This window comes from Nostoc sp. DedQUE05 (assembly GCF_034530955.1).
In the GTDB taxonomy this organism is placed as follows: domain Bacteria; phylum Cyanobacteriota; class Cyanobacteriia; order Cyanobacteriales; family Nostocaceae; genus Nostoc.
On record NZ_JAVRCB010000051.1, the window covers coordinates 43,476 to 59,056 of the forward strand.

The 15,581-nt window shown below is 38.2% G+C and carries 9 protein-coding genes; 5 read left to right on the top strand and 4 right to left on the bottom strand.

Annotation, left to right across the window (positions count from 1 at the left end):
* Positions 1-20: 20 nt before the first annotated feature.
* Complete coding sequence (locus tag RMZ42_RS29075; RefSeq protein WP_322674680.1) at positions 21-3,554, top strand: AAA-like domain-containing protein; 3,534 nt, start codon at positions 21-23, stop codon at positions 3,552-3,554.
* Positions 3,555-3,637: 83 nt separating this feature from the next.
* Complete coding sequence (locus tag RMZ42_RS29080; RefSeq protein WP_322674681.1) at positions 3,638-6,115, top strand: C1 family peptidase; 2,478 nt, start codon at positions 3,638-3,640, stop codon at positions 6,113-6,115.
* Positions 6,116-6,572: 457 nt separating this feature from the next.
* Here the strand turns inward: RMZ42_RS29080 and RMZ42_RS29085 are convergent, their stop codons facing one another.
* The 4 genes from RMZ42_RS29085 to RMZ42_RS29100 all read right to left on the bottom strand — a co-directional run bounded on the left by RMZ42_RS29085 (position 6,573) and on the right by RMZ42_RS29100 (position 13,224).
* Positions 6,573-8,765, bottom strand: a complete 2,193-nt coding sequence (locus tag RMZ42_RS29085) for a transglycosylase SLT domain-containing protein (protein ID WP_322674682.1) — start codon at positions 8,763-8,765, stop codon at positions 6,573-6,575.
* Between the two features lie 586 nt (positions 8,766-9,351).
* Positions 9,352-10,410 carry a 3-deoxy-7-phosphoheptulonate synthase gene (locus RMZ42_RS29090; protein WP_322674683.1) on the bottom strand — a complete coding sequence of 353 codons (1,059 nt, stop codon included), beginning with the start codon at positions 10,408-10,410 and terminating at the stop codon, positions 9,352-9,354.
* 198 nt (positions 10,411-10,608) lie between these two features.
* Positions 10,609-12,282: an alpha-amylase family glycosyl hydrolase gene (locus tag RMZ42_RS29095; protein WP_322674689.1), complete on the bottom strand. Its 1,674-nt coding sequence runs from the start codon at positions 12,280-12,282 to the stop codon at positions 10,609-10,611.
* 564 nt (positions 12,283-12,846) lie between these two features.
* The gene (locus RMZ42_RS29100) at positions 12,847-13,224 is read right to left on the bottom strand and encodes a DUF1823 family protein (RefSeq protein ID WP_322674684.1); all 378 of its coding nucleotides are present in this window, start codon (positions 13,222-13,224) and stop codon (positions 12,847-12,849) included.
* Positions 13,225-13,463: 239 nt separating this feature from the next.
* On the opposite strand from RMZ42_RS29100, the gene RMZ42_RS29105 reads away from it, so the two are divergent.
* The 3 genes from RMZ42_RS29105 to speB all read left to right on the top strand — a co-directional run bounded on the left by RMZ42_RS29105 (position 13,464) and on the right by speB (position 15,243).
* Positions 13,464-13,688, top strand: coding sequence for a hypothetical protein (locus RMZ42_RS29105; RefSeq protein WP_322674685.1), 225 nt, complete (start codon positions 13,464-13,466; stop codon positions 13,686-13,688).
* A 79-nt stretch (positions 13,689-13,767) separates the two neighbouring features.
* Positions 13,768-14,070 (top strand): acylphosphatase, encoded by a 303-nt coding sequence (locus RMZ42_RS29110; RefSeq protein WP_322674686.1) that lies wholly within the window; start codon positions 13,768-13,770, stop codon positions 14,068-14,070.
* A gap of 108 nt (positions 14,071-14,178) precedes the next feature.
* Positions 14,179-15,243, top strand: a complete 1,065-nt coding sequence (gene speB, locus RMZ42_RS29115) for an agmatinase SpeB (protein ID WP_322674687.1) — start codon at positions 14,179-14,181, stop codon at positions 15,241-15,243.
* Positions 15,244-15,581 lie beyond the last annotated feature (338 nt).

Here is a 15,581-nt window from a genome sequence, read left to right on the forward strand (position 1 = left end):
CATACATCTACATTTCATTGATGAACACAGAACAAAACCCTGCTTATGAATATCAAGTTGGAGGAAGTTTGCCAATTAATGCTCCTACTTATGTAGTAAGGCAAGCGGATGAAGACCTCTATGAAAGGTTGAAAGCAGGGGAGTTTTGCTATGTGTTGAACTCGCGCCAAATGGGTAAATCTAGCTTGCGAGTGCAAGTAATGCAACGATTACAAGCGGAAGGTATTGCCTGTGCAGTAATTGACTTAACTAGAATTGGTAACCAGCAAGTAACGGCAGATCAATGGTATGCAGGGATTGTCCGCATTCTTGTCAGCAGTTTTAATCTGTCTGAAAAGTTTAACTTGCGGAGTTGGTGGCGCGATCGCGATTATCTTTCTCCAGTGCAACGGTTGAGTGATTTTATTGAAGAGATACTACTGGTGGAGATTGATAAACCCATTGTCATTTTTATAGATGAAATTGATTGTGTCCTCAACCTGAAGAAGATTGTTGGAACTGATGATTTTTTTGCTTTTATCCGAAACTGTCATAACCAACGTGCTGATAAAACGCAATACACCCGTCTGACTTTTACACTCTTAGGGGTAGCAACACCTTCAGATCTGATTGAAGATAAAAAGCGCACCCCCTTTAATATTGGCAAAGCAGTTGAATTAAGCGGCTTTACGCTAGTAGAAGTAAAACCACTAGGAACCGGATTTGTAGGCAAAATAGATAATCCGCAGTTGGTATTAAAAGAAATTTTAGATTGGACAGGTGGACAACCATTTCTCACTCAAAAAGTATGCCAACTGATACTAAAAGATTTAGTTAATTTACTGCATAATTCAAGCTCATCAATAAACGAAATAAATATTAGAGAGTGGATAGAAAATGTTATCAATGATAAAATAATTAAGAATTGGGAATTTCAAGATGAACCAGAACATTTACGTACAGTACGTGACCGGATTATGCATAATCAAACTCAAGCAAGTATGTTGCTAGGGTTGGTTCAAGAAATTTTAGATAAAGGAGAATTATCTGGTAATGATAGTGATGAGCAAATAGAATTAAGATTATCTGGATTAGTAGTAAAACACGACAATAATTTAAAAATTTATAATCGCATTTATCAGTCTATTTTTAATCAAGGATGGGTAAAGGAACAATTAGCTAAACTGCGCCCATACTCTGAAGCTTTTCAGGCTTGGTTGGATTCTAATTGTCAAGATGAATCGCGGCTTTTGCGAGGTAAAGCATTAGAAGATGCTTTAAATTGGAGAGAAGGCAAAAGTTTGAGCAATCAAGACTATGATTTTTTGACTGCTAGTCAAGAGCAACAACAACGCGAGCTTCAAGAAAAACTGGCAGCAGCAAAAGTCGAAGAATACAAAGCAGGAATTAAAGCTCAAACGCAGAGAACTCGATTAGCGATCGCGTCTGCTGTTGTTATTGCAATAATGGCTATATTTGCTGGTTTTCAATGGAGAGAAGCTAAGATAGGACAGATACAAGCACTCACAACTTCCTCTAAGATTAAATTTACTACAAATCGATATTTATTTGATGGATTAATAGATGCTTTAAAAGCAGCAAGACTGCTCCAAGATTCTATCTTTGTTAAAAATAACCCTCAACTTCAGATGGAAGTGATGGAGATAGTGAGCAATGCAGTTTATGACGTTAGAGAAAGTAACCGTCTAGAAAAACATCAAGACCTAATTAGACGTGTTAAGTTTAATCCAAATGGTAAAAGCTTTGTGACAGCTAGCTATGATGGTACTGCGAAGCTTTGGAAGTTAGGTGAGAAAGAACCTTTGATATTAAAAATCTATAAAAGTCATGTTGTTGATGTCAGCTTTAGCCCTAACAATCGGAGGATTGCTACTGCTAGCCGAGACGGAATTGTAGACATTTGGGATAGTGAAGGTAAGTATATTTCAACTTTTAAACATACTGTTGTCACTTCAAATGAAAATGAAGATATTCTCTGGAGCGTTAACTTTAGTCAAGATGGTCAGATAATTGCTACAACAGGTGGCGACACAACAATCAAGCTTTGGAAGCTAGATGGTAGTCTTTGGAAAACTTTAAAGGACGATACAAATGGACATACACTAGAAGTCCGGAATGTTAGCTTCAGTCCTGATGGTCAAAAGATTGCCTCCGTTAGCTTTGATGGTACAGTTAAACTTTGGGACATCCAAGGTAATTTGATTGATACATTAAATGTTCATAAAGGAAAATCAGTTTTAAATGTAAGTTTTAGCCCTAATGGTCAAACTCTCGTTTCTACCAGTAATGATAATACAGCTATTATTTGGGATGTAAACAAGAAAACTCAGCTAGCTCAACTGCGAGGGCATACAAAACCAGTGAAAAATATTGCCTTCAGCCCCGATGGTAAAACTATTGCGACTTCTAGTGATGATGGAACTATTAAATTATGGAATAGCCATAATTACCAATTGCTAGACACTTTTGAAGGACATAGAGGTCCCGTTAATGGTATTAGTTTCCACCCTCAAGGACATATTTTAGCATCTGCTGGTGATGACAAAACAGTTAGGCTTTGGCGTATAAATCCTTTGCGAGTAACTTTGAATGAACATGATGCCATTTACAGCATTGATATTAATCCCAAGAAAGAGATTATTGCGACTGGTAGCGGAGATGGAGTTATAAACCTATGGAATTTCCAAGGAGAACCACTAAAAAGTATTAAAGCTCAGAAATCGGGTATCGCTAGCGTTACTTTTAGTCCAGATGGTAATACCATCGCTAGTAGTAGCCCAGATAAGACTGTTAGGAGATTCAATTTACAAGGACAAGAACTAAATCCAACACTTGTAGAACATAAAGACTCTGTTAATAGTGTTAGCTTTAGCCCTAATGGAGAAATTATCGCTTCTGCTAGTCTTGACAGAACTGTGAAACTTTGGAATAGAGAAGGAAAACTTTTGAAAAGTTTGCCAGGTGATACACAGTTTTTCAATGTTAACTTTAGTCGAAATGGTGAGACCATTGCCGCAGCTGGACGAGATAATAAAATTAAATTTTGGAAGCGTAATGGAAGCCCCCTATATACGTGGAATGTAGATGAATCACCTCTTAATAAATTAACTTTAAATACAACTATTTATAAAGTTATATATAGTCCGATTGGAAGCACAATTATTACTTCTAACGAAGATAATACTGTAAAGTTATTGAGTCCAAATAGTGGTGCGATCAAGTCTTTGAAAAGTCATACGGCTGGGGTTTGGGGATTGGATGTTAGCCGCGACGGTCGAATGATTGCTAGTGGTAGCGACGATCGTACTGTAAAAATATGGACTATGGATGGGAAATTGATTACAACTCTTACAGGTCACAAGGGTAGCGTAAACTCTGTTAAATTTACACCTGACAGTAAAAAGCTTGCTACCGCTAGTTCTGATAAAAAAATTTTGGTGTGGGATGTACAAGATATGAATTTAGACAAATACATAGAGCGTGGATGTAATTGGTTGAGTGATTATCTAAAAACTCATGACGATCGAGACGATTTAAAAAATGTGTGCAAATGAAATAAAGATTAAATGCCAAAAATTAGTCTACATTTAATCAAATTAGCTAATAGTAAAGTTAGATATCTCTCAGGAATACATTTATGCTAAATCAACCTGAAAATCGTAATCAAAACTATAATTGGAAGAGTAAAGGCTTAGGTTGGGTGCCTGATTATCCAGATTTACGCGACTATAATTTAGATGATGAGGATCTGAGAAATCAGCAACGCTTGAAAGTGGAAGAAACCACAGGTTGGATAGAAAATATTATTGGAGAATTAATTCAAGTAATAAATGAAAATGGTCAAAAAAGTAAAATTAATGAACTAAGAATTAATGAACTAAGAAATAAAATATTGGGAAATGTTATATTTAAAAAGGTAAGAGTTCATAAGCTTTTGCAATATCCAAGTTGTTTGGAAATAAATGAAACCACTAGTAAATTTAGTATTAATAAAATTAAATATGATAGTATTTTGTCGAGACAAGTTCTTCAATTAAAGAAATATCTCGGTATTTTATTATTAACTAAATATTTAGAGCTTCCTGAAAAAATAAATACAAATTATAGTGATGGCACTGATAATAGTTTAGATATGAAACAGCCATTGGATATTATTCAGTGGATGAATGATGAAAATTATGATTTTCGCACAAAAGAAATTGTTGAATTGTTTCAATGTTTATCAAATATTAAGCAAGATGGAATTGTTGGGCTTGAGACTTTTATTCAATTAAATGAATATCTATTAAACCCGAATAAAGATAAATTAGCTGATAAAGATAATAAATGTAAAGAGGATGATGCTAAAAGAAGACCATTAAAAAGAATTAGATATTTTTCAGTAACTTCATTAATACCAGATAATGCTTTTAATAAAATTATATACAACTTATGTTTAAAGGTAAGTGAGCAAATTTTACAAGAAATAAAAATAAGAAATTTTCTTGAAGAAGATTTTCTGAATAGCATTAAGGTAAAATCGGACTTTTTTCAAAAAGTTTTAGCAGAGCTAAATTCAAATGAGCTAAATTCAAATATTGTTACTAAAGATAAGAATTGGTTATTAAAAGTTTTAGGAGAAGGGTTAACTAAATCAACCCAATCTATTAGTACAGTTAATCAAAATCAATTTGAAATTAGTGCTAATTTTGAATTTTTAAAGAATTCTCCCTTGCTCGATCCAATAATTTCAATAGCTCTCAGAAGTATTTATCCGTTAGCTCGACTTAGACACCAGACACTTGAAGAATTAGTTGAGCAAGGAATTTCTAACTTTGAAAATCTTATTAAACCAAGACAAGAAGATTTTGATGAACAGCAAAAGCCAAAGGTTGAATACTCCAATAATGAATTAGTTAAATACTCAATTCGTAAAATTATATCTACACTTCGTTATGAAATCCAATCTCTTGAGCAAGAAAATCAAGAAAGACAAATAAAAAATGAAAATTTTACAACAGAGTTTATCAATTCTTTTGTCCTATGTTTCTTTATCAAAAAATACTTAAATCAATTTGAGTATACACGAGAAGCTGTAGAAGAAATTGAAAAAGAAATTGCTGATATTGACAATTCAGATGTTACCAACTCATCTCCTTATAATCTTTTTGATAAGCAAGAAGTATTTGAAATTGTAACAGAGAGAAATACCAAAAGCTCTACTCAGAAACAAGAAGAACTATTCCTAACTTTAAATTTATATATTCCCATATTCAGCAGTAAAAATCTTAAATATTTAGAAGAGCCGAAAGAAAAGGAAGAAAAAGATAAAAAACCATTTTTTCAACTTCCTAGTGTAGTGGATTTAAGTTATTGGTTTTCTTCAGTCAAAGACCAAGGTTCTTTACAATCATGTACTGCATTTGCTGCTATTTCGTTATTAGAGTATTTTGCCAATAAAAACTCTAAAGATAAAATTGAACCGTCTCCTATGTTTCTCTACAAGGCTGCACGTAACAAAATGAAAGTTACAGGAGATGTAGGTTCGTCAATTAGAGAAACGATGAAAGCATTAGCCTTATTTGGCGTTCCACCAGAAGAATATTGGTCTTATGATGAAAACAAAGTAGATGAAGAACCACCACCATACTGCTATGCTTTTGCTCAAAATTACAAGACAATAAAGTATTTTCTTTTAGATTATGCTGGTATTACTGAAGAAACTCTTTTATTTCAAATAAAAGCAGTTCTGTCCGCAGGATTTCCTTGCATTTTTGGACTTACACTTTATAGCTCTATCTACAAAAGCTCGAACGAAAAAGGTCATATTCCGTTTCCAGATTATCAGGAAGATAAGATTGTTGGTGGACATACACTTGTAGCAGTTGGTTATGATGATTTTCAGTTCGTTAAATGTGCCAATGGTCAGAAATACTCAAAAGGTGCATTTTTAGTAAGGAATTCTTGGGGAACTGAATGGGGTGTAAAAGGTTACGGTTGGCTTCCTTACGATTATGTATTAGCTGGATTAACCTCTGCTTGGTGGTCGTTGCTCAAATCAGAATGGTTTAACGAGAATAATTTTGGTTTGTCAGGTACAGGTGGTGAAGGAGTACCAGGTAGTACAGGTACATAAATGCTGATAATTTAATGGTTGCGATCGCCTAACATAGATTTTAATCAATGCTGTAGAGCGACGAATTATTTAGACAAAATGGCAGATTCTTTGTCATTGGAGTTTAGACTAATTTTGCTTACCAAACCACCAAACCCTTATCCAGAAAGGCTTTCCTAATTTATAGGTAAGTTTTAGATTCCTAAGTTTAAAATGCTTGTTACACAAGGGCTGTAGCCTGAAAAATAGAATTTAGTCTAAACTCCAGTCAAAAGTAAGCAAAAGCAAATTGCGCTACCGCTTGAGAATAAGTGCCTTATGTGATGCGTTGCAATAGCGCAGCCTCTTTGAGTAATCGAGTGTCGGAGCTAGCGACATTACGAATTAGTAATTAGCTAAACAAATATCACTATGAGTTGTGAACTTTGAATTAAAAAATTGTTTGAACTCAACACTCACAACTCATAACTTTCTAAGATTATCGTGCTGGTAGTTGTGGGTGTGTGGTCGAGTACTTGGTCACTATGCCAGAAATTTCGGGGTTGTAAAGCCTGAGATAATTCCAGTAGTTGCCAAATACTTGCCGCACATAGTTTTTAGTTTCATCAAAGGGAATTTCTTCAACAAACTCATCTGGATCTTTTGTAGTTAGAGTTTGCAACCATTTGGAGACATTGCCGGGCCCAGCATTGTAACTAGCGATCGCCAGCAAGGAGTTATTGTTATATTGATCGTGGGTATGACCCAAGTACCATGTACCCAGCATGATGTTATCGTTGGGATTTTCTAAGTTGATTGTTTTGAAATCCACCTTGATTTGTGGTGCAATCCATTTAGCTGTACTCGGCAACAGTTGCATTAAACCAGTAGCATCAGCGACAGATTTGATTTTTGGTTCAAACCGTGACTCTTGACGCATCAAAGCAGTGACTAGCAAAGGATTTAGTTTACGGTCAATAGACCACTTTTCAATCTCTCGCTGATAGGGAAATGGATAACGCGCTTGCCAGTAGGTGATTTGTTTACTCAGAGTCTGATATTGGGCAAGTTCGGCTGGTATTTCTCGGTCTTCCAATTTAGAAATTTCATCAATCCCGATGAGATTTTCTCCTTTAGCCTGCCGCATCAACCCTTCAGTAAATTGCTCTGCTACCGTTGGCTGAATTTTGTTCTGAAATTCTGTTTGCCATTGTAACCAGGCATCACGGTCTTGACCTAGCAGATACAATTCTTTAAAAGTTTCAGAACCAGCAGGCGGTAATGGACGCTGGGGTGCGATTACTTCCGGGTTCATGACACGCACGTTGTCAAAGTTGCCGACATTTAGCCCCAACATTGTCGCGGCTCGCCATGCATAGTAAGAGTAGGGAAACTGGCTAACCACATATTCATAAGCAGTTTTAGATTCTTGCTGTTTCCCCAGTGCAGCCGCCCATTTACCTACCCAAAAGCCTGCTCTTGGAGCCAAAATGCTATTGGGGTTGTTGGTGACGATTGGTTCTGCCCATTGCCAAGCACCGACGTAATCTTTGGCATTGGCTTTATCTTGGGCGATTTTCCAACGGTATTCTGCGGCTTCGTCAGAGTTACCGTATTTACTTATGAGTAATTGCCACGCCGCGCTAGCTGACTTTTGATCCTTGAGAGTTTGGATTTTGGCTTTTTGTGCCAGTGCAGTACCAGCTTGTTTGGGAAATTTACTAATTACTTGGTCAAGATAGGGTAAGCCGTCTTTAGGTGTTTTTGCGGTTTCTGCTAACCGCAGTAGTGCCGTCCCAGTTTCCTCACTATTGGGAAATTGCTGCACTAATTGTTTATAGGTGGCGATCGCTTTTTCTTTATCTTTGCCTCCCACCTGTAACCCGCGTGCAGTACGGTAGAGGTTGCGCGATGTTTTGGGTGCTTTGGCGTAAGCATTGGCCGCTTTCGGAAATTGACTATTTTCCCAATAGCTAGTGCCAATGAGTTCCCAATCTTCGGGTTTGAGGGTAGTCTGTTTTGCTAGCTGATCCAAAACGCCCACTATGCCTGGTTGATCGTAGGCATACTTAGCCAAAATTAATTGTAATTGTGGCTGATTGGGATTTTCTTGCAAGCGTTTGCGGATAATTTCCCAAGTTAGAGGATTGGAAGGAAATTGAGCGATCGCAGTTTCTTGTTGCTTTGGTTGAGCAATCAGATATAGCGCTTTGACTGCGGCCGGTTCTTTGGGATACAGTTTTAGCACCCTTTGCCTGAGATCCGAGGCTTTGCCGTCCTCGCCCAGCAAATCCTCTGCCTGGGCTTGTTTGAGCAAAATGTATGGTGCGAGGATCGGATAGTCTTTCTCTAGTCCTTCGAGTAAAACTAGAGCTTTTTGCCCTTGGGTTCTTTCAATATAATCACTCGCCAAAAGATAACGAGCGCGGTTGCGATCGGGCGATCGCGATTCGGCAGCGATCGTTGCTAGTTTTGCCGCCCGTTCTGGCAGCGATTGCGATATCAGCCCAAAGACGGCCGATCGAGCAACACTACCGTCCGATCTTGGCTCTGCTTGATTCTGACTCAGTTTGAGCCATTTCCCCAAAGACTTGCCAATCTCAGGTGCTGATACCATTGCCCCAGTTAAAAAGGCCAACAGTGCCGCACCCGCAATTATCGAAATTTGCTTTTTCTGTAGTTTCTTCAGCATGAATACCCGCTGAAAAGTTTCGGTGAATTTCTTGAAACTCTAACACTCCTAACCATCAGTGTTACCAATTTTTAATTTTAGATTTTTTATTTTATGTAGAAAAATACTAATTTTCAATCCTTTAGTTGGTAGTATTGAGTAATTAGCACATATTAGATACTATTACATCTATCTTGGGTATATCTTAAAAGATGTGGGAGGTAGTTCTTCAGTTGGGGATTCGACTTCTACTGATTTGGTACGACTGAATTCCCTTACCTTGTAAGAAGCTGACACGACAGTGCAAATCTGAAACTCTTCTCTCGATAAATAAATTACGTCGCCACCACTTGGGTATTTTCCAGTTTTGTCGGGTGTATTATCGCCTCAGCCTAACGCACCGTCATAAATTTTCGTGCGTTATGGACTATAGATTTAACGCACCCTAGCAAATTAAAGCTAATGTAGAGCAGGTTTTGAAATTTGCGCGTACACCGTTGCTGAAACAGTAAGAGAAATAGAGCGGAGTTTATTAGTATACATTAATACTTAACAAATATCCTCTAAATCCCCATCGATCGCATTCTGAATTCTGACTTCTGACTTCTCATTTAAGTTTTTCGTGAGCAGCCAAAATAATTTTTTCGGTTTCTTCCCAGCTAATACATTTATCAGTTACAGAAACACCATATTTTAATTCTTCTTGTTTCCCAGCAATCGGTTGACTACCTTCATACAAATGCGATTCCAGCATCATGCCAACAATTGATGTATTACCATCCACTATTTGCTGAATAATATTTTCTAAGACAGCACCTTGTAATTTGTAATCTTTATTGGTATTGCCGTGGCTACAGTCGATAACAATTCTCGGTGGTAAATTTGCCTGTTTTAATTTCTCTTCTACCAGTTTGACATTTGCTGGATCGAAGTTAGGTTGACTACCACCTCTTAAAATTACGTGACCGTAGCCATTACCTTTAGTTTGAAAGACGCTGACCTGACCGTTTTGATTAATTCCCAGAAAACTATGCGGGTTTCCAGCTGATTGTAGAGCATTCAAAGCTACTTGAATATTGCCATCAGTACCGTTTTTAAAACCTACAGGCATCGAAAGTCCACTGGCCATTTCGCGGTGAGTTTGTGATTCAGTTGTGCGTGCGCCAATGGCAGACCATGTAATCAGTTCGCTGATATATTGAGGGATGATTGGATCTAGTGCTTCTGTGCCAGCAGGTAATCCCAACTCTGTAATTTTTAATAGTAGCTCCCGTGCAATTAATAAACCTTTCTCTACATGAAAAGAATCATCCATATCTGGATCGTTAATTAATCCTTTCCAGCCTACAGTTGTTCTGGGTTTTTCAAAATACACTCGCATAATTAGTAGCAAGTTATCCTTGACTCGCTCGGACAAGATTTTTAATCTCTCAGAATATTCGAGTGCTGCTTTTGGGTCGTGGATTGAGCATGGGCCAACTACTATAAATTTCCGACGATCCTTAAAATCCAGGATATCTTCTATTTCCTGTCTATATGCTAAAACTCTTTGTTCGGCTAATTGTGTTAAAGGTAATTTTGACTTTACTTCATTGGGAGTTAATAAAATGCGATCGTTCTCAATGTTAGCGTTATCGATATTACTATTAAATAATTTGTTGTGCATGGGGGATGCTTTGGCAATTCTATAGACGCACTTCAACTCAAAAGTGTAACATAAACCAATGAAATTTTAAAATAGCTTATTTTTTACTTGACAAATTTCTAATTAGACTGTAAATGAGTAAAATTATAACTAAAAAAGGGGAAAACATTTCCCCTTTTCTTTTTTATTGGACTACCGACTTAGTAGTAGTGTATATCATTACTGCCATACAAACACTTTAGCTTCGTATGGTCCCAAGTCAATTACGATGCCATCTTCACCAGATTCGACATCATAATTGCCTGTCCACTCGTGCCATGTCCCAGCGCTAGGAAAGTCAGGAACTTGATAGCCTCCTAGAAAATTTTCTGAGAAATTTGCAATTACGACTACACGAGAACCTTCATCATTCCAACGAGTATAAGCTAATACTTTTGCTTCCGGATTTTCGTGGATAAAATCGATATTTTCTGTGTAGAGAGCGTGATTGCTTTTACGCAGGTTAGTTAAGCCTTTGTATGATTCAAATAAACCACGATTTAAATCGTTACCTAACAGTGTCCAATCAATTTTGGATGATTCAGGTTGTTTAGGTTTATACTCGCCAAATTCTTCTCCCATCCAAATCAAAGGCACACCAACAGCAGTCATTAGGATGGCTACTCCTAATTTGACCCGGCGAAATGCTTCTTCGTCAAAAATCTCACGGTTCCCCAGTTCAACCATGACATGATTATGGTCGTGGTTAGTGAGATAATTTACTACATTGGTAGCACCCAAAAAGCCTTGGCGCTTGCAGTCAATCACATCTTTGAGACGCTCTAAATCAAACGTATCACCGCAAATGTGTTCTAGAATGCAATGATAAAAACTATCATGCCAGCAACCATCCATCGGCCCATCTACATTGGTAATGCTGGTAGTTTCAGGAATGTGTTCGGCAACATTATAAAAAGGCTTCATGCTAGCAGTGTTTTTGGCTTCCTGAACAATCCAGTGCATGAAGTCGTAGTTAGCAATTTGCCGCGCCGCATCATAGCGAATACCATCAAGATGAAATTCTCCAATCCAAAAACGAATTGTATCACCAATAAATTTCCAGGCTGGTTTAATATCTAATTTTTCATCATAATGTTCGTAATTAAACTCAGGCCCCCAATTATTATCAGGGTCACGAGGTTCGTGATGATACCAGTAATCGTGGTCAATTTGTGTTAAAGGAGCAGATGCTTCTGAGTGGTTGTAAATTCCGTCAATAATTACACGAATGCCTCTGCCATGACACTCATCAATCAAATTTTTTAACTCAGCAGTAGAACCATAACTTGATTCTGTTGCAAAAAAGTGACGAGGGTTATAACCCCAACTATAATCACCAGGATATTCTTTAAGTGGCATCAACTCAATAGCATTGACTCCTAGTTCGCACAAATAGTCTAACTTTTCAACTACGTGTTTGTACTTGCCTCGTGCATAAGGGTCGTCCTCGCCACCAGAAAAGTCACCGACATGCAATTCATAAATTACTAATTCGTGGTCAGCAGGTAAAGGTTTGTCATCATGTTGCCAAACATAAGTATCGGTAATCCTTTGCCCATCTTTGACCCGGATAATACCATCATCTTTTCCACTTTGTTCATCTATATCAGTTGCATAAGGATCTGTAACATCAACCCATTGCTCTGGTTCAAAAAACCATGAATTTGATTGAACGCGAAATTTATATTTATAAACGCCGTCTTCTAGTTCAACACTTGTACGAAAATAACCATCATCACCTTTTTCCATTGGAATTTCTTGCCAATCAGAAAAAGAACCAATTAATGCTACTCCTTTGTTATAAGGTGCAAATAAATTAAATTCAATTGGCTTTGCCATAGAAGTGTTTGTAATACCAAGGGTTGATAGAAGTATTCTCGGATGCTCAATTGAATTTGCAAATCGCTCTACAGAAAGAATTATGTAACCAGCGCTTCTATCTTCAGGATGAATTTATCAATAAAATTGTAAAGAATTACTGTGATTAATATTTTTTGACTGTCTATCATATTTTTTTACTAATATCAAATTCAACGTCAGGCATTTTTCGCTCGTAATACTACTAAGCCTAAAATGCTATTGAACTCAAAGTGTAAAATTAGAGGATGTTTTAAAAGTCACGATTGATGTATCAAATATTTTTTTACCCCACCCTAACCCTCCCCTTATAAAGGGGAGCCACTGCGTTGGGTGGGCAACGCCCGACTTGAAGCATGTGGCGTGAGAGAACCGGATTTTTCTTATTTCCCCCCTTTATAAGGGGGGACTAAGGGGGGTAACAATGCAATTAAAATCACAGCCCATCACTTTTCAAACAACCTATTAGAACGGATAGATTAATGGCTTTTTCTTAAGTTTTTAAATAGCAGATATTTAGTAAGGATAAGAGATTGTTTGCTAAATATCTGCGGTATTGGATTACTCAATTTTGCTGCTAGTTTTTTGCAGATAACTTAACAACCAATTTGCCGCCGTTGCCCTGCGAGTTTGCCGAGGCCCAAATTCCCCAATTTTGTAACCTTTGAAACCCAGTTTTTCTTTTAGCATTTGTTTATTTTCAGCAGGAATGGAACGAGTCAACTTGACTGTTGCAGGGCGAGATTCAAGAAAATCTGGTGGTTGTGGGTACTCATCTTGCCATTCTGGTGCAACTAAGCTGGTGTCCCATTGTGCAATTGAAGAGTCATAACGATAGCCTAAATAATACCATAGCAACTGGTTGACTGTGGCATCATCAAGTTTATCGTCAAGAATTGCCCAAATTGTTTCTGTATTAAGTGGTGGCAGGTTAGACATAAACAATTCAAAATTATAAGTTGAAAAACTGACTACTAAATTAATTAAATTCACTACAGTTAGGAGGTAGTTAAAAATACTTTATCACTAGTTTGCGGCACTCCCAAAGTGGGGGATAATTTTATTTTTATCTATACCTGCTGGAAGATTTATTCGCTACAACCATTAGACAAACTACTAAAGTGACCCCAAATAAAGAAATTCGCCAACTCAGGAGGAAAATTATGGGAATAGAGGATATGTTCAGAAATATAGTCGGTGGCAAGCAGAAACAACGCGATCGAGAATGGGATAATCGCGATCGCCAGTACAGACATCGCGGCGATGATGACGATGACCGCCAGTACAGACATCGCGGCGATGATGATGACGATGACCGCCAGTACAGACATCGTGGCGATGATGATGACGATGACCGCCAGTACAGACATCGCGGCGACGATGATAACGAAGAGCAGGATTAATTATTGCAAGTTGGAGTTAAAAACAGGTTGTGTATACACAAACTAGGTAGACTGGAAATCGTAAAGATTAGACCAGTCTATGCACAATTCCACATCACTGCCAAAGATTATCCGCGCCCATGTATTCATTTCTGGCCGAGTCCACGGAGTAGGCTATCGCTATTCCACTGTCGATACAGCTAGGCAGTTGGGATTAACCGGTTGGGTGCGGAATCTCCCGGATAATCGAGTAGAGGCAGTCTTTGAAGGGGCGCGAGAGGTCGTAGATGATATGGTTCGCTGGTGTCATTCTGGGCCACCTGCTGCTGTAGTTAAAGATATTGTGGTTGAGTATGAAGAACCGGAAGGGTTGCGGGGATTTGAAGTGAAGCGGGTTGAGTAAATAGTTAGTCATAGACCGCTAGTTTACTGCCTGTGAAAAATTTTGATTACAATGCAGATGTCCACTAGGCGGCGTGCTGTCTATCCACGTAAATCCAGAAGATACTCAATGAGTAATCAATTAAAAGACTACAATCCCAGCGGCGTAGGTGAAATAAATGGCAACCTCTTAGGTTTGCCCTGCGATTATGAGTCTGCAAACTTGATTGTTTTTGGTGTGCCGTGGGAAGTCACTGTTTCTTATGGTGCTGGCACTGCTAATGGCCCACAGCGAATTCTAGATGCTTCGACTCAATTAGATTTGTTCGATTTCGATCACCCTGATGGTTGGAAGCAGGGAATTTTTATGGAAGAAATTCCCCAAGATATTTTAGAGAAGAACACATACTACCGCGCTTTGGCAGCAAAAATTATTGAGCGATTAGCCGAAGGTAAACAACTTTCAGATACACCAGATTTAACATCTGTCCTCACAGAAATTAATCAGGCTAGTCAACGGGTTAATCGATGGCTGTTTGAAAATTGTCAGGCAGCGATTAATAATGGAAAGCGAGTTGCAGTCATAGGTGGAGATCACAGTTCGCCTTTAGGTTATTTTCAAGCATTAGCAGCTAAATATCCAAACTATGGCATTTTGCACATTGATGCCCACGCAGATTTACGCGATGCTTATGAGGGATTTGAGTTTTCCCATGCGTCGATTATGTTTAATGCGATGAAAATACCGCAAATTACTAAGTTAGTGCAGGTAGGTTTGCGTGATATTAGTCATGATGAAGTACAAATGATTGACGAATCTGATAGTCGCATTATTGCTTATTACGATCCCGCTATTAAGCAAAAGCTTTACTCTGGCACAACTTGGATTGATTTATGCCGAGAAATTATCAGTCATTTACCTGAGTATGTTTATATTAGCTTTGATGTAGATGGCTTAGATCCAAAACTATGTCCGAGTACGGGTACTCCTGTTCCAGGTGGGTTGGAATTAGAGCAAACTTTTTGTCTGTTCCGAGAATTGGTCAATAGTGGAAGAAAAATTATTGGCTTTGATATCTGCGAAGTTGGTGATGCGGAGTGGGATGGTAATGTGGGAGCGCGGGTAGTTTACAAGCTGGCAAATTTGATGGATTTATCAAACAGAATTCAGGAGTCAGGAGTCAGAATGGGCTAAACCTTAGCTATCCGCTAACACAATTAATTCTGTACGACACTTCTCTACGTTCGCGTAGCATCTGTCTGCGATACGCTACGCGATCGCCAACGGCATGCCTTCTCTACGAGAGTCCGCGATAGCGCAGTAGTAGCCAGTATTCGAGCGTCGCGTGTGAACAAGAAGTTTTAAAACCCCCACTAAATTAACGTGAGTTCGACAAGCCCTTTTTTGACCTCTCCCCCAACCCCTCTTGGACACCCAGAGGGGAGCCAAAACCCTCCAAGAAATAAATTATCCAATCTTGTGGGGTGGGCATCTTGCCATTGGTGTCAAGTTAAGGCAGATGCCCAAATGTC